Source organism: Streptomyces sp. NPDC001056 (assembly GCF_053598955.1).
The window spans coordinates 253235-273151 of record NZ_JBSFLI010000005.1 but is presented as its reverse complement, the minus strand read 5'-3'; the positions used below and the strand labels follow the sequence as shown (position 1 = coordinate 273151).

Here is a 19917-nt window from a genome sequence, read left to right as displayed (position 1 = left end):
CCCGATGCGCACCACGGAACTCGTCACACCCTCACAACTCCCCCTCAAAGCAGCGGAGTTGCTGGCCGGGGGACACCGGCTCGCCCTCGTCGCCGCACACCAGGACAGGCTCGGCATCCGCGTGGTGTACCTGTTCGTCTGTGGGCCGCCCGACACCCGCACCGAACTCCACGTCCGCCTCGACCCCGGCCGTCCCGAGCTGCCGACGCTGGCCCATCTCTCGTACCCGGCGGGCCGGTTCGAGCGGGAGATGCGCGATCTGTTCGGCGTCGTGCCGCTCGGGCATCCGCTGCCCCGGCGTCTGGTACGGCACTTCCACTGGCCGCGCGGCTGGTACCCGATGGACCCCGACGCCGGGCCCCCGCCGCCCTTCGGGGAGCAGGAGGGGCCGTACCCCTTCATCGAGGTCGAGGGCGACGGCGTGTACGAGATCCCGGTCGGGCCGGTGCACGCGGGGCTGATCGAGCCGGGCCACTTCCGGTTCTCCGTGGTCGGCGAGACCATCCTGCGGCTCAAGGCCCGGCTGTGGTTCGTGCACAAGGGCGTCGAGAAGCTGTTCCAGGGCCGGACCATCGCGGCCGGACTGCCGCTGGCCGAGCGGATCAGCGGCGACACGGCCGTCGGCCATGCCCTCGCCTACTGTCTGGCCGTCGAGGAGGCCACCGGCGCCGAGGTGCCGGCCGAGGCCCGGCGCGCCCGCGCCCTGCTCCTCGAACTGGAACGGGTCCACAACCACGTCGCCGACCTCGGCATGCTCTGCAACGACGTCGGCCACGGCATCCTCAACGCCCACGCCCAGCGCGTCCGCGAGCAGCTCCTGCGCCTGAACCGGGAGGTCACCGGCCACCGGCTGCTGCGCGGCGGCATCGTGCCCGGCGGCGCGGTCCTGCGCTCCGTGCCGGACGTACGGCGGCTGAGGGCGATCGGCGAGGACGTCCGCGAGATCGCCGCCCTCGCCCTCGGCCACTCCACCGTCCGCGACCGCTTCACCGGCACCGCCGTACTGCCCGTCGACGCCGCCCGGGAGATCGGCTGCCTCGGCTATGTGGCGCGCGCCAGCGGCCTCGCGTACGACGCCCGGATCGCCCACCCGTTCCTCGACCACGACGCGGCGGAGACCGCCGTGCGCGGCGGCGGCGATGTGCTGGCCCGTTTCCTGGTGCGGGTGGCGGAGACCGACGACTCCCTCGCGACGATCGGACGGTGCGCGGACGATCTCGCCGGGCCGGTCACCGCGCTGGGCACGCCGCCGGTTCCGGGGACGGGGCCCGGCAGCGGGGTGGGCCTGGTGGAGGGCTGGCGCGGCACCATCGCGACCCGGGTCGAACTCGCCCCCGACGGCACGCTGAGCCGGGTCAAGCCGGTCGACCCGTCCTTCTTCAACTGGCCCGCGCTGCCGGTCGCGTTGGCCGACACGATCGTGCCGGACTTCCCGCTGACCAACAAGAGCTTCAATCTGTCGTACGCGGGGAACGACCTGTGAGACCGCAGGTGCCCGGCACCCCGGCGGATAGGGCGTCCCGGTGCTCGGCGCCGCGCGGCCACAGCACCTCGACGTCCACGCCGTGGCTGCGGGCGTAGGCCACCAAGTGGGCGGTCGCGTCACGGCCGTTGGACGGTGACCCGTCCCAGACGGCCAGCAGCCGGGCGCAGGAGCGGACCAGGGCCTCGTCGGCGGTGATGCAGGAGGCGCGGTCGCCGGGGTCGTACTCGACCAGGCGCACCATCTGCGACAGCAACAGCAGCTCGCCGGCCGCCTTGCGGTCGGGCTCGGCGACGTACGCGGGCACCCCGCTGAGGGACGGAAGCACCGTCACCAGGGCCAGCCCCGCCTTGCGCGCGGCGCGTCCGAACGCCACGGGCAGGCCCTTGCCGGCCCGTACCAGCCCGGCGCGCCCGGTGCGGGCACGGTCGGCCAGCCGGGTGCGCAGCTCCTCCTCCAGGAGCGCCAGCGTCGGCACGGTGAGATCCGGATGTCCGACGACGGCGATCACTCCTGGATTTCCCTTCTCCCCATGCGCTGATCATCGTCATCCGCGGGCGGCGGGCACAGGGGCCTGTCGGGAAAAACTTGAGGGCCGCAAGGCCCCTGGACAGGGGCGCCCGCGGTATGCGTCCCGGGCGTGCGGGACCCGGCCGGAGCATGCCTCGGCGGCGATGGCACCGACCCGCTCCCACAGCTGCTCGGCGGGCGGCCGTCCGCACAGGGCGTCCGCGATCCCGGGAATGCCGGCGGTGTTCGGTCCGACGGCGGCGAGGCCGACCCGTGCGTCGGCGATCAGCCCGGCCTCGTCCAGCCGGACGGCCGCGCCCGCCGAGGCGACCGCCCAGTCCCCGGCGCGCAGCTCGACCTTCTCATAGGCGCTGGACCCGCGCGGGCGGACCGGGAAGCGGACCTCGGTGAGGATCTCCGCGTCGCCGACGGCGGTCTCGTACGGCCCCTGGTGGAAGTCCTCCATGGAGACGACCCGCTCGCCGTCCGTCCCGCGGATCACACAGGGCGCGTCCAGCGTGGTGCACACCGCCGAGAGGTCCTCGGAGGGGTCCGCCTGGCACAGGGAACCGCCGAGGATGCCGCGGTTGCGCACGACCGGGTCGGCGATCACCCGTTCGGCGTCCCGGAAGATCGGGAAGGCGGTGGCGAGTTCGCCGGACTCCAGCAGTTCGCGGTGCCGGGTCATCGCGCCGATGCGGATCAGACCGGGCTCGACGCGGATGTGGCCCAGTTCGTCGTGCAGCTCGTCGATGTCGATCAGGTACTCGAAATTGGCCAGCCCGAGTTTCATCATCGGGATGAGGCTGTGCCCCCGGCCACCAGCCGGGCGGTGTCACCGAGCCGGTCCAGGAGCGCGACCGCCTCGCCCACCGTGCCCACCCGCTGGTACTCGAACGGAGCGGGAACCTGCGTGCCGCACTCCCCTCTCACCCGGCGGGCGGTCGGGCGCGTCGGGCGCGTTGTCCAAAGATCAGTGGGCCTCCGCCCGGACGGGCTGACATGCGGCGGAGGGTGTTCGCACGGTCCGGACGCCGGGCGGGTGAACGGGGCTGCGGCGGGGTTCGGACCGGGGCCGGCCGCCGGGGTCCGGGCGCCCGTACGCCTGCGCGGACGCCCGAGCGGGTACCCGTCGGGGTGTGCGGTGGTGGACGCTGCCGAAGGAGGCACACGGATGCGGGACATCGCGGAGGGCCTCTCCTCCTGGAGTGCGTCGGGCAGGCGGTTCGCGGTGGCGACGGTCGTGCGGACCTGGAAGTCGGCGCCCCGCCAGGCGGGCTCCTCGCTCGCGGTCGCCGAGGACGGCGAGGTGATCGGGAGTGTCTCGGGCGGCTGTGTCGAGGGCGCGGTGTACGAGCTGGCGAGCGAGGTCCTGGAGACCGGCGAGGCCGTGCTCGTGACGTATGGGGTGAGCGACGACGACGCGCTCGCGGTCGGCCTGACCTGCGGCGGGATCATCGAGATCCTGGTGCGGCCGGCGGGCGCGGGACGCTTTCCCGGGCTGCCGGGGGTGCTGGAGGCGATCGGGACGGGGCGGCCGGTGGCGGTGGTGTCGCCGCTGCCCGACGAGGACGGTGGCGCGGAGCCGGATCCCACAGCAGCGCCCACCGGTCAGATGATCGTCACGCCGGCCGGCGCGGAGGGCACGCTCGGTGACGCCCGCCTCGACTCCGCCGTCGCCGAGCGGGCGCGGGGGCTGCTGGCGCGGGGCAGCACCGCTGTGGTGCGCATGGGACGGGCGGGCGAGGAGCGGCGCGACGACGTCGCCGTGTTCGTGGAGTCCTTCGCGCCGCCGCCGCGGATGCTGGTGTTCGGCGCCATCGACTTCGCGTCCGCGGTGGCCCGGATCGGCAAGTTCCTCGGCTACCACGTCACGGTCTGCGACGCCCGCCCGGTCTTCGCCACGCGCCGCCGCTTCCCGGACGCGGACGAGCTTGTGGTCGACTGGCCGCACCGGTACCTGGAGTCGACCGACGTGGACGAGAACACGGTGATCTGCGTCCTCACCCATGACCCGAAGTTCGACGTGCCGCTGCTCCAGCGGGCGCTGCGCACACCCGCCCGCTACATCGGCGCGATGGGCAGCCGTCGTACCCATGAGGACCGGTTGCGGCGGCTGCGCGAGGAGGGGATGAGCGAGGCGGAACTCGCCCGGCTGTCCTCGCCCATCGGGCTCGATCTCGGGGCGCGCACGCCGGAGGAGACGGCGGTGGCCGTCATGGCGGAGATCATCGCGCTGCGGTGGGGCGGGACGGGGCGGCGGCTGGTGGAGACGACGCCGCTGCCGATCCACCGGTGAGGCGCGGCCGCGCGTACGGTGCCGGCGTCCGTAGGGACCCCGGCACCGCTGCGGGCCGCTGGGGCGGGTCCGTCGGCTCAGCCGGGGAAGACCATCTCGTCGCGTTCGTCGCGGCCCAGGCCGGCGAAGACGCCCGAGACGCGGCGGGCGACGTCCGCGGCCGTGAGGCCGACGCGGGCGAGCACGCGGCCGCGTTCGGCATGGTCGAGGAACTCGGCGGGGACGCCGAAGTCCCGCACGGGGACGTCCACTTCGGCATCGCGCAGGGCCTGTGCGACGGCGGCGCCGACACCGCCGGCCCGCACCCCGTCCTCGACGGTGACGACGAGCCGGTGGCGGGCGGCGATGCCGGGCAGGGCCGCGTTCACCGGCTTGATCCAGCGCGGGTCGAGGACGGTGGCGCCGATGCCCTGCTCGGCGAGGCGGTCGGCGACCTCCAGGCACATGGGGGCGAGCGCGCCGACGGAGACGACGAGGACGTCGGTGCCGTCCTCGGCGGAGCCGCGGAGCACGTCCATGCCAGCGACGCTGCCGACGGCGGCGACCTCGGGGCCGACGGTGCCCTTGGAGTAGCGCACCACCGTGGGTCCGTCCGCCACCTCGACGGCCTCGCGCATCTGGGCGCGCAGCTGGCCGGCGTCGCGGGGCGCCGCGATGCGCAGGCCGGGGACGACCTGGAGCACGGCCATGTCCCACATGCCGTTGTGGGAGGCGCCGTCGTCGCCGGTGATGCCCGCGCGGTCGAGCATGAAGGTCACCGGGCAGCGGTGCAGGGCCACGTCCATCAGGAGCTGGTCGAAGCAGCGGTTCAGGAAGGTGGCGTAGACGGCGACGACCGGGTGGAGTCCGGCGGTGGCGAGGCCGGCCGCGGAGGCGGCGGCGTGCTGCTCGGCGATGCCGACGTCGAAGAAGCGGTCGGGGAAGCGCTCGGCGAAGGGGGCGAGGCCGGTGGAGCTCTGCATCGCCGCGGTGATCGCCACGATGTCGTCGCGCTCGCTGCCGAGACGGACCAGTTCCTCGCCGAAGACGGTGGTCCAGTCCTTGCCCGCGACGGAGACCGGCCTGCCGGTGTCGGGGTCGATGACCTTGACCTGGTGGAAGCGCTCGTCGGACTCCTCGGCGAAGCTGTAGCCGCGGCCCTTCTCGGTGATGCAGTGCACGATGACCGGGCCGCCGAAGCGCTTGGCGCGGGACAGCGCGGACTCCAGGGCCTCGGTGTCGTGGCCGTCGATCGGGCCGACGTACTTCAGTCCGAGGTCCTCGAACATGCCCTGGGGGGCGATGAAGTCCTTCAGGCCCTTCTTGGCGCCGTGCAGCGCGTCGTAGACCGAGCGGCCGACGATCGGCGTGCGGTCGAGGACGGCCTTGGTGCGCTCCAGGAACTGCTCGTAGCCGTCGGTCGTGCGCAGGGCGGCCAGATGGGAGGCGAGGCCGCCGATGGTGGGGTTGTACGAGTGGCCGTTGTCGTTGACCACGATGACCAGGGGGAGGGTCTTGTCGGCGGCGATGTTGTTCAGCGCCTCCCAGGTCATGCCGCCGGTGAGCGCGCCGTCGCCGACGACCGCGACGACCGAGCGGTCGCGCCGGCCGATGAGGCGGTCGGCCTTGGCGATGCCGTCGGCCCAGCTCAGGGCGGCGGAGGCGTGCTGGTTCTCCACGATGTCGTGGGGCGACTCGGCACGGCTGGGGTATCCGGAGAGGCCGCCTTCCTTGCGGAGCCGGGAGAAGTCCTGGCGGCCGGTCAGCAGCTTGTGCACATAGGTCTGGTGGCCGACGTCGAAGACGATGCGGTCCTTCGGGGACTCGAAGACCCGGTGCAGCGCGATGGTCAGCTCGACGACGCCCAGGTTCGGGCCCAGGTGGCCGCCCGTGCGGGAGACGGCGTCGACGAGGAACTCGCGGATCTCGCCGGCCAGCGTTGCCAACTCCGCGGCATCGAGCTTCTTCAGGTCCTGCGGGCCGTGGATCGTCTCCAGAACGCCCATGCGTCATTCTCCTTCGGCACTGCGGACAGGGAATGCGAAGGTGAAAGATTATCAATTCCACCGGTTTCAGGGGGCCGGGGGCGCAAGAGCGACCGGTGTCAGGACACCCGGACACAGGTAGTGGAATATTGAACCAACCCGGTCGGTTGTGCGCGGCGAAGGAGGTCACAAGTGGAGACCACGTACTACGACCACGGCACCCCCGCCGAGCGCTGGGAGCGGGCCAGGGCGTTCTTCGCGGCCAAGGACTACGCGGGGGCGGCGCGAGTGCTCACCGGGCTGGTGGAGGAGGTACCGGAGCAGACCGGGCCCCGGCTGCTGCTGGCACGGGCGTACTACCACTCCGCGCAGTTGCGGCGTGCCGAGGACCAGCTGCGGGTGATCGTGGAGCGCGACCCGGTGGAGCACTACGCGCGTCTGCTGCTGGGCCGCACGCTGGAGCGGCAGTCGCGGCACGAGGAGGCGGAGCAGCACCTGCGGATCGCCTCCGCGCTCGCGGGCGACTTCCCGCGTCCCTGAGCCGCGCGCCTCGTGCCGGGTGTGCCCCCGTGGCATCCTGGCGCGATGGCACTTGACCGTGATCACGCGCCCCTCGCCGAACGGGTCGAGGAACTCCTCGCCGCCGGCGGCCCCCTGCCCATCGTCGCCGCGGGGCGGCCGGTGCTGCGCCGCCCCACCGAGCCGTACGACGGCCGGCTCGGCCCCGCGCTGCTGGCCCGCTTCGTCGAGGCCCTGCGCCTGACCATGCACGCGGCCCCCGGCGTGGGCCTCGCCGCGCCACAGGTCGGCGTGGAGCTGCGGATCGCGGTCCTGGAGGACCCCGCACCCGTGCCGGAGGAGATCGCCGCGGTCCGGGGCCGCCGCCCGCAGCCCTTCCGGGTGCTGGTCAACCCCTCGTACGAACCGGTCGGCACCGCGCGCGCCGCGTTCTTCGAGGGCTGCCTCAGCGTGCCCGGCTGGCAGGCGGTGGTGGCCCGGCACGCCGAGGTGCGGCTGCGCGCCCAGGACGAGCACGGGAACCCGGTGGACGAGGTGTTCACCGGCTGGCCCGCCCGCATCGTGCAGCACGAGACGGACCACCTCGACGGCGTGCTCTACCTCGACCGCGCCGACCCGCGCTCCCTGTCCACCAACGAGGCGGTCGCGGCCCTGTGGTCCCAGCCGACCCCGGCCGCGGCGGCCGACGCCCTCGGCTTCGAACTGCCCTGATCCCGCCGCATGTCGGACGTCACCCCCCGTGCGTCAGAAGCCCGGGGCCGGCAGGAGTCCCGGCCACCAGGGCGGTACGCCGCCGGGGCAGTCGTACGTCCTGCCGCCCCAGAACAGCGACAGCGCGCACCAGAGAACGGCGAGGAACACCACCGCGCGGGCAAGAAAACGGGGAAGGGGCCGGTTTCCCGGGAGCGCGCCCACGGCCGCCCAGCACAGCAGCAGCACCACCCAGAGCCCCGGTATGAACAGGTACAGCAGGAACCCGCTGTCGGCCGCGTTGTTCACCCCCGCGTCGCAGGCGTCCCACGCCCTGCCCAGCACCATGGCCGCGAGCACCGCCGAGGCCAGGCCCGCCACCGCGCCCAGCCCCCCGTGCAGCCGTCGGTCCTGCATACGCCCCCCGTTGTCCGCGCGCTCCGGAAAGCCCCCATCACACCACACGGCGGACCGGCCCGACCGCCACCGCCCCCGGGCCGCGCCCGCGTCCGCCCAGCCCCGTCAGCGGCCCAGAAGGCCGCTGGATCCCCGTCAGTTGTCCCGGTACGCCTCCAGCAGCCGCAGCCACACCTCGCTGAGCGTCGGATACGACGGGACCACGTGCCACAGCCGGCTGATCGGGACATGGCCCGCGACGGCGAGCGTGGCCGAGTGGATGAGTTCGCCGACGCCGGGGCCGACGAAGGTGACGCCGCGCAGGATCTCGTCCTCCAGGTCCACGACCATGCGGGCGCGGCCCTTGTAGCCGTCGCCGTACAGGGCCGCCCCGGCGACGGAGGAGAACTCGACGTCGACCGCGCGGACGCGGTGGCCGGCCTGTTCCGCCTCGGCGAGGGAGAGGCCGACCGCGGCGGCCTCGGGATCGGTGAACACGACCTGGGGTACGGCCTCGTGGTCGGCGGTGGCCGCGTGCGCGCCCCACGGCCCGCCGAGCAGCGGCGCGCCGGTCGCGCGGGCGCCGATGGCGGCACCGGCGATGCGGGCCTGGTACTTGCCCTGGTGGGTGAGGAGCGCGCGGTGGTTGACGTCGCCGGCGGCGTACAGCCAGTCGGTGCCGTTGACCAGCAGCGTGTCGTCGACCTCCAGCCAGCCGCCCGGTTCCAGGCCGACGGTGTCCAGGCCGATGTCGTCGGTCTGCGGCACGCGTCCGGTGGCGAAGAGGATCTCGTCCGCCTCGAACCGCTCACCCGTTCGAGTGAGGACCACCACGGCGCCGTTCTCCCGGGTGACGGACGCGACGGAGGCGCCCGTGCGCACGTCCACGCCGGCCTCGGCGAGGGCCTCGGCGACCAGTTCCCCGGCGAACGGCTCCATGCGGCCGAGCAGGCCCTTGCCGCGTACCAGCACGGTGACCCGGGAACCCAGCGCAGCCCAGGCGGTGGCCATCTCGGTGGCGACGACACCGCCGCCGACGATGACCAGCCGACCGGGGGCCGTCTCCGCGCTGGTGGCCTCGCGGCTGGTCCACGGCCGCACCTCGGCGAGGCCGGGCAGGTCGGGCAGCTGGGCGCGGGTGCCGGTGCAGACGGCGACGGCGTGTCGGGCGGTCAGGGTGGTGACGCCGCCGTCGGACACGGTGACGGTGACCGTGCGGGGGCCCGCGAGGCGGCCGTGGCCGCGGTAGAGGTCGGCGCCGATGCCCTCCACCCAGTCGGCCTGGCCGTCGTCCTGCCAGTGGGAGGTGAAGGTGTCGCGGCGCTCCAGCACGGCCGGGGTGTCGAGGGGGCCCTGGACCGCCGCGGCGAGGCCGGGCAGCCGGCGGGCGTCGGCCCGGGCGATGACCGGCCTGAGCAGCGCCTTGCTGGGCATGCACGCCCAGTAGGAGCACTCGCCGCCGACCAGTTCGCTCTCCACGATCGCGGTGGTGAGGCCGGCCGCGCGGGTGCGGTCGGCGACGTTCTCCCCCACGGGCCCGGCCCCGAGCACCACGACGTCGTACGCGATGGTTTCCGATTCCGTCGTTTCCGTCATGGGATCAGTCTGGTGGGTGGTGTGCGCCGTGGCCACATGGGTACGAGCGCCCGCACGGGCGCCCGGGTGCGCGAGGGGTATCCGGTGCGCGTGCGCGGTGCCCGGAATAGGCGGCCCACCGGCCGTGTTCTTGCCGTCGCCACGACCCCGCACAGGAAGAGGGACCCAGGCCATGAGCAGCACCGTGGAGCTGACCAAGGACAACTTCGACCAGACGGTCACGGACAACGAGTTCGTGCTCATCGACTTCTGGGCGTCCTGGTGCGGGCCGTGCCGGCAGTTCGCACCGGTGTACGAGAAGGCCGCCGAGGACAACCCGGACCTGGTGTTCGGCAAGGTGGACACCGAGGCGCAGCCGGAGCTGGCGCAGGCCTTCGGCATCCAGTCGATCCCGACACTGATGATCGTGCGGGACCGGGTGGCCGTGTTCGCCCAGCCGGGTGCCCTGCCCGAGGCGGCCCTCGCGGACGTCATCGGCCAGGCCCGTCGGCTGGACATGGACGAGGTCCGCAAGAGCATCGCCGCCCAGGAGGGCCAGGCGCGGTAGCCCGTCCGGGTGTGGCGGGCCGGGTTCACGTGGACTCGCGTCGTACGACCTCGGCGCCCAGGACCCGGTGCACCTCCGGCTCGCCGCCCGGGGCGCGCACCGCGCGGTCGACCAGGGCGGCAAGGTCGCGGCCCGAGGGCAGTTCGATGCGGACGGTGCTCAACCGGGGCCGCAGCAGCCGTCCGAGCATCAGGTCGTCGGTGCCGATCACGGCGACGTCCTCGGGGATGCGCAGCCCCTCGTCCTGGAGGGCGCGCATCAGCAGCATGGCGTACTCGTCGTTGTAGGCGAACACCGCGTCCAACTCGGGCCACCGGGCGGCGAGTCGGGCGGCGGCCCGTTCGGTGTAGGCGAGCGGCACCGCGGTGACGGTCGCGCCGGTGTCGCGCAGCGCCTGCCGGGCGCCGGCGAGCCGGGGCCCCGAATAGGCCTCCAGGCCCGGCTCTTCGGGTACGAGGACCCCGATGCGACGCCGGCCGCGTTCGTACAGGTGGGCGGCCGCGCACCGGCCCACGGCGCCATGGTCCATCAGCACGGCGTGCGCGCCCTCGACGCGTTCGGGGCCGAGCGTGACGACCGCGCGGGCGCCGGAGCGCTTGAGGATCGCCACGCCCCGCGGCCCGATCCCGGCGCCGGGCACCAGCACGGCCACGGGCCGCAACTCGGCCCAGGCGCGCGCGGCTTCGTCGCCCTCCAGGCCGATGGAGCCGTATTGGACGACGGTGTAGTCGAGCCGGCCCAGGGCGCCCTGGACCTCGTTCAGGAACGTGCCGTAGAGGGCTCCGAGGGGGATCGCCGGGGCGGGCATGAGAACCGTACGGCTGTGTCCGGCGCGCAGGCTGCGGGCGGCCGCGTGGGGGACGTACCCCAGTTCCCGCGCGGCCTCGTGGACGCGCCGCCGTGTGGTTTCGCTGATCCGCACGGCGCTGGTGTTGTTCAGGACGTAGGAGACGGTCGCGCGCGAGACGCCGGCCAGACGGGCCACATCGGCACTCGTGGGAGTGTTCGGTATCTGCACCATGACAGAGCGCATCCTGGCAGAGCGGCCCGCGGTCGGAACGGGCGGGGGACCTTGGTTCGTTTTTGGACGAACTCCCGTACACCATAAGGCCGTTCGGAGACCATCGACGGCCGTTCGGCCCCTTCTCAGGCGGGCGGGTCCGTGCGCGTCACCCGCGCCACCAGGTCCACCCAGCCCGCCTCGATGCGGGACATGGGCATCCCGCGCTGCCGGGTCAGGTGGTGGATGAGCGCCGGGTCGAGCGAGGCCAGCAGGGTCTGGGCCAGCAGGTCGCAGTCGGCGTCCGGCACGATCTGGCGCAGCAGCATGGTGACGTGGGTACGCAGCGCCTGCAACGCGGGGTGGGAGAAGCGGCGGCAGGCCTCGGGCTGGGCGGCCAGCTGGAGCTCCAGCTGTTCGGCCGAGCGGTAGAGCACCGCGATACCGAACGCCCGCAGCCGCTCCAGGGGCGGCGCCCCCGGGCCGAGCGGCGGGGGGCCGCCGAGGAAGTCGGCCTGGAGCTGCCGGCCGGAGTGGTCGAGCAGGGCCATGAGCAGCCCGGTGCGGTCGCCGAAGCGGCGGAAGACCGTACCCTTGCCCACTCGGGCCGCCGTCGCGACGGCCTCCATGGTGACGCCGGCCACACCGTGCTCCGCGATCAGCCGGGCGGCGGCCTCCAGCAACCGGGCCCGGTTGCGGGCCGCGTCGGCACGCAGGCAGGGCTCCTCGGGGGCCGTCCCGAGCTCCAGCAGGGCGGGCGCGTCGGAGGGCTCCTGCGGCTTCGGGAAGGGCGGCGGCGCGCTGGACATGAAGACAGGGTAAAGCACCGGGAACAGAACTGGACCCCGGTCCGGTTAGGGTGGTAGAAATTTAAACGGACCTTGGTCCGGATCGTAACGTCGATGTTTCAGCCTCTGGAGTTTTCCCATGTCTGTTCGTATCCTCGCGCTCGTCGGCAGCCTCCGCGCCGGTTCGCACAACCGTCAGCTGGCCGAGGCGGCCGCCAAGCTCGCCCCCGAGGGCGCCGAGGTCGTGCTCTTCGAGGGCCTGGCCGACGTGCCCTTCTACAACGAGGACATCGACGTCGAGGGCAGCGTCCCGGCCCCGGCCGCGGCCCTGCGTGAGGCCGCCCAGGCCGCCGACGCCTTCCTGCTGTTCTCGCCCGAGTACAACGGCACCATGCCGGCCGTCCTGAAGAACGCCATCGACTGGCTGTCCCGCCCGTACGGCGCCGGCGCCTTCGGCGGCAAGCCCGTCGCCGTGATCGGCACCGCGTTCGGCCAGTTCGGCGGCGTGTGGGCGCAGGACGACACCCGCAAGTCGGTCGGCATCGCCGGCGGCAAGGTGATCGAGGACATCAAGCTGTCGATCCCCGGCTCCATGACCCGCTTCGCCGAGACCCACCCGGTCGACGACGCCGAGGTCGCCGCCCAGCTGACCGAGGTCGTGGCGCGTCTGCACGGCACCGCGACGGAGGCCGCGGCCGCCTGAGCCAGGGCGCGCCGAAGGGCCGGAGCCACCGGGGCTCCGGCCCTTTCGCGTGTACGGCGGCCGGGGGTACGCCTCCGCGTCGCGCTCGACTTCCGGGGCCGGTCAGGGGTATGCGGACGATGGCCGTACGGCCGTGTCGCGTCAGCCGCCCGAGGAGGAAGCCGTGCCCCTGGTCCCGCCCCCGTTCGACCCCGAGCTGGCCGCGTGCCTCACGTCGCTCGGGGAGGCGGCCGCGCCCGGGTTCCGCCTGGAGGACCTCGACGCGGCCCGGCGGGGCACGTGCGCCGGGTCGCCGGACCTCGCCCTGGGCGGCGCCTTCACGGTGGCGGAGCACGCGGTGCCGGGACCGCCGGGCGCCCCCGGGGTCCCGCTGCTGGTCTGCCGCCCGGTGGACACGACGGCCCCGCTGCCGGTGCTCTACCACGTGCACGGCGGCGGCATGATGGCCGGCACCGACCGGGCCGGGGTGGACGTACCGCTCGACTGGGCACGGGAACTGGGCGCGGTGGTGGTGTCGGTGGACTACCGGCTCGCGCCCGAACACCCGCACCCGGCGCCGGTGGAGGACGTGTACGCGGGCCTGCTCTGGACCGCCGGGCACGCGGCGGGGATCGGCGGGGACCCGGCGCGGATCGTCGTCGCGGGTGCCAGTGCGGGCGGCGGCCTCGCGGCGGCCGCCACCCTGCTCACCCGGGACCGCCAAGGGCCGCGCCTGCTGGGCCAGTTGCTGATGAGTCCGATGCTGGACGACCGCAACGACACGCTCTCCAGCCATCAGATGACCGGCACCGGCCTGTGGGACCGCACCGCCAACGAGACCGCCTGGACGGCCCTGCTGGGGGCGGCCCGGGGCGGTCCGGAGGTCTCCCCGTACGCCGCCCCGGCCCGCGCCGCCGAACTGTCCGGGCTGCCGCCGGCCTACCTCGACGTCGGCTCGGCCGAGACCTTCCGGGACGAGACGGTCGCCTACGCGTCCCGCCTCTGGCAGGCCGGCGGCGCGGCCGAACTCCACGTCTGGCCGGGCGCGTTCCACGGCTTCGACACCCTCGCCCCCGAGGCGGCGCTGTCCCGGGCGGCGCGGGCCGCCCGCCTCGGCTGGCTGCGGCGACTGTGGGCACGGTGAGGCGCGACCCGCGCCGAAACCCCTCCCCGCGCACCCTTGTTGACGTTACCGTTCGGTAGACCCCGTGTCCGGAGCCTCCCGGAGGTACTCGCCCATGACGCCCGACCGCGCCCCCGGCCTCGCCGAGTCCGCCCGTGCGCTCACCGCGGGAGAGGTGACCTCCCGGGAGCTGGTCGAGCGGTGCCTGGCCCGGATCGAGGCGAGCCGGCCGGTGCTCAACGCCTTCCGCGTCGTGCGCGCCGAGGCCGCGCTCGCCGAAGCGGACGCCGCCGACCGGGAGCTGGTGGCGGGCGGGCGGCGGCCACTGCTCGGGGTGCCGGTGGCGGTGAAGGACGACACCGATGTGGCGGGCGAGCCGACCGCGTTCGGCTGCGCGGGCGACTTCCCGCCGGCGGCCGCCGACGGGGAGGCGGTACGACGGCTGCGCGCGGCCGGCGCGGTGATCGTGGGCAAGACGAACACCTGTGAACTGGGGCAGTGGCCGTTCACCGAGGGGCGGGCCTTCGGCGACACCCGCAACCCGTGGCACACCGGGCACACTCCGGGCGGCTCGTCGGGCGGCTCGGCGGCGGCGGTGGCGGCCGGTCTGGTCCCGGCGGCGCTCGGCTCCGACGGCGCCGGCTCGGTGCGCATACCGGCCTCATGGACCCGGCTGATCGGCATCAAGCCGCAGCGCGGCCGCATCTCCACCTGGCCGCGCCCCGACCCCTTCCAGGGCATCACGGTCAACGGCACGCTGGCCCGTACGGTCACCGACGCCGCCCTGCTGCTCGACGCGGCGAGCGGCAGCCACGCCGGGGACGTGCACCGGCCACCCGCGCTGACGGTGGCGGACGCGGTCGGCCGCGACCCCGGGCGGCTGCGCGTCGCACTGTCCCTGAAGCCGCCGTTCACCGGCGCCCCGGCCCGGCTGCATCCGCAGATCCGCGCCCGGGTCACCGAACTCGCCGACCGGCTGGCCGCGTCGGGGCACGACGTGACGGAGGCCGACCCGCCCTACGGGCAGATCGGGCTGACCTTCGTGCCCCGCGCCACCGCCGGGATCGCCGAACTGGTCGCCGAGGCCCCCGACCTCGCGCTGCTCGACCCGCGCACCCGGAGCGCGGCCCGGCTCGGGCGGCTGCTCGGCGGGGTTCCGCTGCGGGCGGCGCGGCGCGCGGAGGCGGGGTTGCAGCGCCGGATCGGCGCCTTCTTCCGGTCGTACGACGTGGTCCTCGCGCCGACCACGGCCGCACCTCCGCCGCGGATCGGCGCGCTGCAGGGACTCGGCGGGACGGCCACGGACCGGGCGATGATCGCCGCGTGTCCCTACGCGTGGCCGTGGAACGTGCTGGGCTGGCCGGGGGTGAACGTGCCCGCGGGGTTCGTCGGGGACGGCCTGCCGGTGGGGGCGCAGTTGCTCGGACCGGCGGGCAGCGAGCCGCTCCTGGTGTCTCTCGCCGCCCAGCTGGAGGCGGAACTGCGGTGGCACGAGCGGTGGCCGCCGGGGCCGGCCGCGGCCGGGGTCAGACCATGAGCAGGCCGACGCCCAGGGCGAGCAGGGCGGCGACCTTGAGGAGTTCCAGGGCCACGTACCAGAGGTGGCTGTGGGAGCGGGGCAGGTCCTCGCCGGCGAGCACCCGGTCGGACCGGCGGTTCAGATAGGGCCGTACGGCGGCCAGTTGAGCCACGAGCAGCACGGCAGCGGCCGCCGTGAGGCCGGTGATCACGGCGGGCGCGCCGTGCAGCGCGACCGCGACGACCACCACGACCGCGAACACCGCCTCGACGGTGTTCAGCGCGCGGAACACCAGCCGTCCGATGCCGAGCCCGACGGGGACGGTCACGCCGGGTGCGCGGAACTTCAGCGGCGCCTCCAGGAAGGAGATGGCCAGCACCATCCCGAGCCAGACGAAGGTGATCGCGGTGGCGACCGCGGCGGACGTGGCGTTCATCGGTGCGCTGCCTTTCCAGTGTCCCGTGGGGCGCGTCGCGCGTCCCGTGGTGCGGAGCCCGCCACGCTCAGGTGGGCGTAGCAGGAGTCGGGTTCGGCGAACGGCTCCAGACGGGTCGCCGTCAGCGGCGCGTCGAGCCGATCCAGGGCGCCCTGGATCAGACCGAGATGCAGAGGGCAGACCAACTGGCCGTGTTCCTCGGCGAGTTCGAGGAAGGGGCAGTGACGCAGGCGAATCCGCTCGGGGGCGTTCTGCTCGCCCGCTTCCGGGGCGGGCTCCGGTGTCCGTGGGGCGGGCTCCGGCTCGAAGCCCAGGTCGGCCAGCAGCGCGAGGAGCCGGGCCGCCGATCCCCCGGCCGTCGGCTGTTCGAACGGCGGCAGCGGGTCCACCAGGAAACGGCCCCACTCCCGGCCCGTCTCCATGGCCTCCTCGCGTGCCCGGTCCGGATCGGCGAGGGCCCAGCGGCTGAGCAGCATCCGTGCCAGCAGCAGGTAACCGCGCGCGCCGCCGCGGTCCATGCCGGGACGCACGGCGTACACGGTGCGCGGCCGGCCGGGGCCGGCGGGCGCCTCGGCCCGGCGCTCGACCAGGCCGTCGGCCACCAGGGCGTCCAGGTGGAAGCGGACGGTGTTGGGATGGACGCCGAGGCGCCCGGCCGTCTCGGTCACCCCGAGCGGCGCGGGCGCGGCCCGCAGCGCCTCCAGCACGGCACGCCGACGCGGACTCTCCGCCACGTCCCACCTCTCTCACCTGCGCGTATTTTTCACGAATCCAACGTGTGGAAATTGTACGCTTGCCCTCGGAGACCGAGAGCAGCAAGGGGTGCACATGACGTCGGAGTCCGCGGCGGGCGGCGGGTCGGGAGAGGTCGGACAGGCGGAGCCGGTTCCGCGGCTGCTGTGCGACGCGCGGGCGCTGGCCGAGGAGCCACCGGTGCCGTCCGGGGTGCTGTGGAAACTCGCCGAGAGCGGCCGCCAGTTGGATGCCAACGTGGTGCGGATCGCGCCGGGCGGGCGGATCGCGGCGCACGCGGAGGCGCGCCTGGACGTGCTGCTGCTCGTCGTCGCCGGGGACGGCGTGCTCGGCGCGGGCCGCTCGCAGGAGCCACGGCCGGTCGGCGAGGGCGCCCTGGTGTGGCTGCCGCGCGGCTCCACCCGCAGCATCACCGCCGGGGAGAAGGGCCTGACCTATCTCACGGTGCACACCCGCCGCCCCGGCATGGCCATCACCGCCCGGCCCACCGACGGACCGGCCTGACCCCTGTACCGAGGGACCGGCGCAGGCACCGACAGGCCGGGGCGACCCGTCCGCCGACGCGCCGGTCCTGCCCATGTCCGGACCGATCCGGACATGGGCCAACCGGGCCACGGCAGGCGCCCGTTGTGCCCCCGCGAGGGACCACTAGGGTGCCCCCGTGAGCACGTTTACCGACACCGCTGAGAACGTCCCCGGCCGCCACGGCCCGCACGCCACCACCGAGGCCGACCCGCGCGAGGTCGGCCGGGTGCGCACCGAGTACTCCCCCGCCCACGACGGCGACCCGGACCCCGGGGAGATCGTGTGGACCTGGGTGCCGTTCGAGGAGAACGACGGCCGGGGCAAGGACCGTCCGGTGCTGGTCGTCGCCCGCGAGGCGGCGGGCTCCTTCCTGGCCGTGCAGTTGTCCAGCAAGCGGCACGACGGCGACCGGGAGTGGGTGGCCATCGGCAGCGGCCCCTGGGACCGCTCGGGCCGGGACTCCTGGGTGGACGTGGACCGGGTACTGCGCCTGTACGAGGACGGCATGCGCCGCGAGGCGTGCGCGCTGGACCGGATGCGCTTCAACCTGGTCCGGCAGCGGCTGCACGAGCGGTACGGCTGGACCTGACGGTCGGCACCGCCGGGCCGCGCCGAGGGCAACGCCCGGCCGCGGCGGGCCGGGGAGCGGCGCGGCGCCCGCCCGGCCCGCTTCGCGAGCGGCCGAGCGGGTGACGCAGGCCAGGCGCGTGCGGCGGGTGGAGCCTAGGTTGGGGGCATATGACCGGCAGCAGCGGCGGGAGGAGGGGCGACATGGCGGCGCAGGTTGATCACGCGGCCCTGTTCGCCGCCACGCCGAGTCCCTATCTGGTGCTGGGCCCCGACCTGGTGATCGTGGATGTCAACCGCGCCTATCTGAAGGCGACCGGACGGACCCGGGAAGACCTGGTGGGGCAGCACATCTTCCAGGCGTTCCCCGACAACCCCGGTGACCCGAACGCCGACGGGGTGCGGAATCTCTGCGTCTCGCTGCACCGGGTCCTGGCCACGCGCAGGCCGGACACCATGGCGTTGCAGAAGTACGACATCCCCGTCGCGCACCGGCCCGGCGTGTTCGAGGAGCGCTGGTGGTCGCCGGTGAACACCCCCGTCCTCGGGCCGGACGGGCAGGTGGCGTGGATCATCCACCGGGTGGAGGACCTGACCGGGTACGTCAAGGCCCGCCAGGCCGTCCGCCCCGCAGAGGTCCGTACGGACACGGACGCGGACGTCACCGAGTCGCTGGAGGCCGAGCTGTACGCGCGGGCGCGCGAGCTTCAGCTCCTGAACGAGGAACTGCGCCAGGCCCACACCCGTGAACGCGAAGTCGCCGTCACCTTGCAGGAGGCCATGCTCCACGCCCCCGACCTGGCTCACCACCGGGACATCGCGGTGCGTTATCTGCCGGCGATCGGTTCGCTGAACGTGTGCGGCGACTGGTACGACGTCGTCGACATCCCCCCGGACCGACTGGCGCTGGCGGTGGGGGACGTCATCGGCCACGGCCTCAAGGCCGCCGCGGTCATGGGCATGCTCCGCAGCGCCCTGTCGGCCGCCATCCGCGCCCTGGAACGTCCCGCGCAGGCCCTGGAGGTGCTGGGTCTGTACGCCCGCTCGATCGACGGCGCCCTGGGCACGACGGCGGCCAAGGTGATCGTCGACCAGCGCAGCCTCCTGATCACGTACAGCAATGCCGGTCACCCGCCTCCGGTCCTGGTGCACGCAGGGGGGCGGATCGAGCTGCTGGACCAGGCGACCGACCCGCCGCTGGGCACGCGGCCGCAGCATGTGCCCCGCCCCCAGGCCAGCGCGCAGTACAAGCCGGGCGACACCTTGGTGTTGTACACGGACGGCCTGATCGAGCGCCGCGACGAGGACATCGACACCGGCCTGAACCGCCTGACCGGCGTTCTCGCCGAGCACGGCCATCTGGGGGCCGAGCAGCTCGCCGACACGGTACTGGCCCGCCTCGGGGTGGCCAGCGGCGGCCGGGACGACGTCGCGCTCATCGTCGTCCGGCTCTGAGCACCGACGGGCCGAACCGGGCCCCGGCGGAGGCGAGGTGGTGTCACGACGTGACCGGGCGTTCCGGCGGCCGTGAGGAGCACCGGCCCCGGCGACCGCCGCTCGTGGGCGACCGGCGGCCCCGCCGTGCCGACCGGCCCACCCGTCCGGTGCTCCGGTCGCCGTCCGGTCGTCGCCGCGACCGGCCTCAGACCCCGGGCCCCGCGAACACCCGTACGAACGCCTCCCGTACCGTCGCGCGAGGCGTCCGGTCCAGCACCCCGAACACCACGTGCTCGAAAGTCCGCTCGAACCGGCCCCCGGCGCCGAGCAGTCCCCGGAACGCCTCCGCGACCTGCGCCGGATCGTTCTGGAAGACACCGCAGCCCCAGGCGCCCAGCACCAGTCGCCGGTAGCCCTGGGCCGCGGCGGTCTCCAGCACCCGCTCGGCCCGTGCGGCGAGGGCGGCCGGGATCTCGGCGGCGCGCTCGGGCGCCGTGCGCCGCAGGACGCCCGCGTTGGGCGCGGCGGCGGTCAGGAAACCCACGCGGTAGGGCTCGGCCAGCAGCCGCCCGCGGTCGTCGCGGAAGACGGGGACACCCGGACTGTGGATCACCCGATCGGAGTAGAGCGGGTCCCGGTGAGCACGGTGGTGATCGTAGAACTCCCGGACCCCCAGCAGGCATGTGTACAGCGCGGAGGCGCGGCACAGGGCCTCTTCCTGGGCCTGGGCGCCGTTCAGATAGCCGCCGCCCGGGTTTCTGGCCGAGGAGAAGTTCAGGACGGCGACCGGGGCGTCGGCCAGTCGGCGGGCCGCCTCCAGGCTGCTCTCGCCGGTCACCTCGACGGTCGTGTCCAGGCCCGGCGGCGGTGGCACCTCGACCGGCCCGGGGCCGTACATCCGGGTGCCGTTCCGGGCGGCCGCCGTCGCGTCCGCGAGGGGCACCTCCCGGCCGTCGGGCCCCCGGTAGAACCCCGCGGCCACGATCTGTTCCGTCTCCGTGGCGATCCCGCGCAGGCGTGCGCTCACGGCGCCACCCCCGTGGACGCCGTGACCACGGCCTGCGCGGTCTCCCCCGTTGTGCT

General features: G+C 74.3%; 21 protein-coding genes. 11 read left to right on the top strand and 10 right to left on the bottom strand.

Annotated features, from left to right (window positions below; genetic code table 11):
* Positions 1 to 4: 4 nt before the first annotated feature.
* Entirely contained in the window at positions 5 to 1483 is a 1479-nt protein-coding gene (locus tag ACWDD7_RS09000; protein WP_450456886.1) for a hydrogenase large subunit, read from the top strand.
* Here ACWDD7_RS09000 and ACWDD7_RS08995 read toward each other — a convergent pair.
* Positions 1452 to 1994 carry a hypothetical protein gene (locus tag ACWDD7_RS08995; RefSeq protein ID WP_450456885.1) on the bottom strand — a complete coding sequence of 181 codons (543 nt, stop codon included), beginning with the start codon at positions 1992 to 1994 and terminating at the stop codon, positions 1452 to 1454. The genes ACWDD7_RS09000 and ACWDD7_RS08995 overlap by 32 nt on opposite strands.
* A 36-nt stretch (positions 1995 to 2030) precedes the next feature.
* A complete protein-coding gene (locus ACWDD7_RS08990; RefSeq protein WP_450456884.1) occupies positions 2031 to 2789 on the bottom strand; it encodes an FAD binding domain-containing protein in 759 nt (252 codons plus the stop codon).
* A gap of 378 nt (positions 2790 to 3167) precedes the next feature.
* On the opposite strand from ACWDD7_RS08990, the gene ACWDD7_RS08985 reads away from it, so the two are divergent.
* On the top strand, positions 3168 to 4292 hold the full coding sequence (locus tag ACWDD7_RS08985) for an XdhC family protein (protein ID WP_450456883.1): 1125 nt from the start codon (positions 3168 to 3170) through the stop codon (positions 4290 to 4292).
* Between the two features lie 77 nt (positions 4293 to 4369).
* Here the strand turns inward: ACWDD7_RS08985 and dxs are convergent, their stop codons facing one another.
* Entirely contained in the window at positions 4370 to 6277 is a 1908-nt protein-coding gene (gene dxs, locus ACWDD7_RS08980) for a 1-deoxy-D-xylulose-5-phosphate synthase (protein ID WP_351866265.1), read from the bottom strand.
* A gap of 171 nt (positions 6278 to 6448) precedes the next feature.
* Here dxs and ACWDD7_RS08975 point away from each other — a divergent pair, with 171 nt between their 5' ends.
* Entirely contained in the window at positions 6449 to 6796 is a 348-nt protein-coding gene (locus ACWDD7_RS08975) for a tetratricopeptide repeat protein (RefSeq protein WP_351866267.1), read from the top strand.
* Positions 6797 to 6841: 45 nt separating this feature from the next.
* On the top strand, positions 6842 to 7486 hold the full coding sequence (locus ACWDD7_RS08970; RefSeq protein ID WP_351866269.1) for a peptide deformylase: 645 nt from the start codon (positions 6842 to 6844) through the stop codon (positions 7484 to 7486).
* A gap of 33 nt (positions 7487 to 7519) precedes the next feature.
* Here the strand turns inward: ACWDD7_RS08970 and ACWDD7_RS08965 are convergent, their stop codons facing one another.
* Both ACWDD7_RS08965 and ACWDD7_RS08960 read right to left on the bottom strand, forming a co-directional pair.
* The gene (locus tag ACWDD7_RS08965; protein ID WP_351866271.1) at positions 7520 to 7882 is read right to left on the bottom strand and encodes a hypothetical protein; all 363 of its coding nucleotides are present in this window, start codon (positions 7880 to 7882) and stop codon (positions 7520 to 7522) included.
* Between the two features lie 135 nt (positions 7883 to 8017).
* Positions 8018 to 9457 carry a dihydrolipoyl dehydrogenase family protein gene (locus ACWDD7_RS08960; RefSeq protein WP_450456882.1) on the bottom strand — a complete coding sequence of 480 codons (1440 nt, stop codon included), beginning with the start codon at positions 9455 to 9457 and terminating at the stop codon, positions 8018 to 8020.
* Between the two features lie 172 nt (positions 9458 to 9629).
* Here ACWDD7_RS08960 and trxA point away from each other — a divergent pair, with 172 nt between their 5' ends.
* Positions 9630 to 10004: a thioredoxin gene (gene trxA, locus ACWDD7_RS08955; protein ID WP_351866275.1), complete on the top strand. Its 375-nt coding sequence runs from the start codon at positions 9630 to 9632 to the stop codon at positions 10002 to 10004.
* Positions 10005 to 10029: 25 nt separating this feature from the next.
* Here trxA and ACWDD7_RS08950 read toward each other — a convergent pair whose 3' ends face one another.
* Both ACWDD7_RS08950 and ACWDD7_RS08945 read right to left on the bottom strand, forming a co-directional pair.
* The gene (locus tag ACWDD7_RS08950; protein ID WP_450456881.1) at positions 10030 to 11037 is read right to left on the bottom strand and encodes a LacI family DNA-binding transcriptional regulator; all 1008 of its coding nucleotides are present in this window, start codon (positions 11035 to 11037) and stop codon (positions 10030 to 10032) included.
* Positions 11038 to 11150: 113 nt separating this feature from the next.
* Positions 11151 to 11831: a TetR/AcrR family transcriptional regulator gene (locus tag ACWDD7_RS08945; RefSeq protein WP_351866280.1), complete on the bottom strand. Its 681-nt coding sequence runs from the start codon at positions 11829 to 11831 to the stop codon at positions 11151 to 11153.
* Positions 11832 to 11931: 100 nt separating this feature from the next.
* Here ACWDD7_RS08945 and ACWDD7_RS08940 point away from each other — a divergent pair, with 100 nt between their 5' ends.
* The 3 genes from ACWDD7_RS08940 (at position 11932) to ACWDD7_RS08930 (ending at position 15134) form a co-directional block, all read left to right on the top strand.
* On the top strand, positions 11932 to 12495 hold the full coding sequence (locus ACWDD7_RS08940) for an NAD(P)H-dependent oxidoreductase (RefSeq protein WP_351866282.1): 564 nt from the start codon (positions 11932 to 11934) through the stop codon (positions 12493 to 12495).
* Positions 12496 to 12658: 163 nt separating this feature from the next.
* On the top strand, positions 12659 to 13618 hold the full coding sequence (locus tag ACWDD7_RS08935) for an alpha/beta hydrolase (RefSeq protein WP_450456880.1): 960 nt from the start codon (positions 12659 to 12661) through the stop codon (positions 13616 to 13618).
* Between the two features lie 94 nt (positions 13619 to 13712).
* The gene (locus ACWDD7_RS08930) at positions 13713 to 15134 is read left to right on the top strand and encodes an amidase (protein ID WP_450456879.1); all 1422 of its coding nucleotides are present in this window, start codon (positions 13713 to 13715) and stop codon (positions 15132 to 15134) included.
* On the opposite strand, the gene ACWDD7_RS08925 is transcribed toward ACWDD7_RS08930, so the two are convergent.
* Together ACWDD7_RS08925 and ACWDD7_RS08920 are read right to left on the bottom strand one after the other, a co-directional pair.
* Positions 15124 to 15552 carry a hypothetical protein gene (locus ACWDD7_RS08925; protein ID WP_450456878.1) on the bottom strand — a complete coding sequence of 143 codons (429 nt, stop codon included), beginning with the start codon at positions 15550 to 15552 and terminating at the stop codon, positions 15124 to 15126. The two genes, ACWDD7_RS08930 and ACWDD7_RS08925, sit on opposite strands and share 11 nt — an antisense overlap.
* A complete protein-coding gene (locus ACWDD7_RS08920) occupies positions 15549 to 16286 on the bottom strand; it encodes a helix-turn-helix transcriptional regulator (protein WP_450456877.1) in 738 nt (245 codons plus the stop codon). Before ACWDD7_RS08920 ends, ACWDD7_RS08925 begins: the two co-directional genes overlap by 4 nt.
* Before the next feature lie 94 nt (positions 16287 to 16380).
* Between ACWDD7_RS08920 and ACWDD7_RS08915 the strand changes: the two genes are divergently transcribed.
* The 3 genes from ACWDD7_RS08915 to ACWDD7_RS08905 all read left to right on the top strand — a co-directional run bounded on the left by ACWDD7_RS08915 (position 16381) and on the right by ACWDD7_RS08905 (position 18852).
* Complete coding sequence (locus ACWDD7_RS08915; RefSeq protein WP_351866296.1) at positions 16381 to 16809, top strand: cupin domain-containing protein; 429 nt, start codon at positions 16381 to 16383, stop codon at positions 16807 to 16809.
* Between the two features lie 157 nt (positions 16810 to 16966).
* Complete coding sequence (locus ACWDD7_RS08910) at positions 16967 to 17419, top strand: type II toxin-antitoxin system PemK/MazF family toxin (RefSeq protein ID WP_285557352.1); 453 nt, start codon at positions 16967 to 16969, stop codon at positions 17417 to 17419.
* 182 nt (positions 17420 to 17601) lie between these two features.
* Positions 17602 to 18852 carry a SpoIIE family protein phosphatase gene (locus ACWDD7_RS08905; protein WP_450456876.1) on the top strand — a complete coding sequence of 417 codons (1251 nt, stop codon included), beginning with the start codon at positions 17602 to 17604 and terminating at the stop codon, positions 18850 to 18852.
* A gap of 187 nt (positions 18853 to 19039) precedes the next feature.
* On the opposite strand, the gene ACWDD7_RS08900 is transcribed toward ACWDD7_RS08905, so the two are convergent.
* The gene (locus tag ACWDD7_RS08900; protein WP_450456875.1) at positions 19040 to 19861 is read right to left on the bottom strand and encodes a TIGR02452 family protein; all 822 of its coding nucleotides are present in this window, start codon (positions 19859 to 19861) and stop codon (positions 19040 to 19042) included.
* Positions 19862 to 19917: the final 56 nt, after the last annotated feature.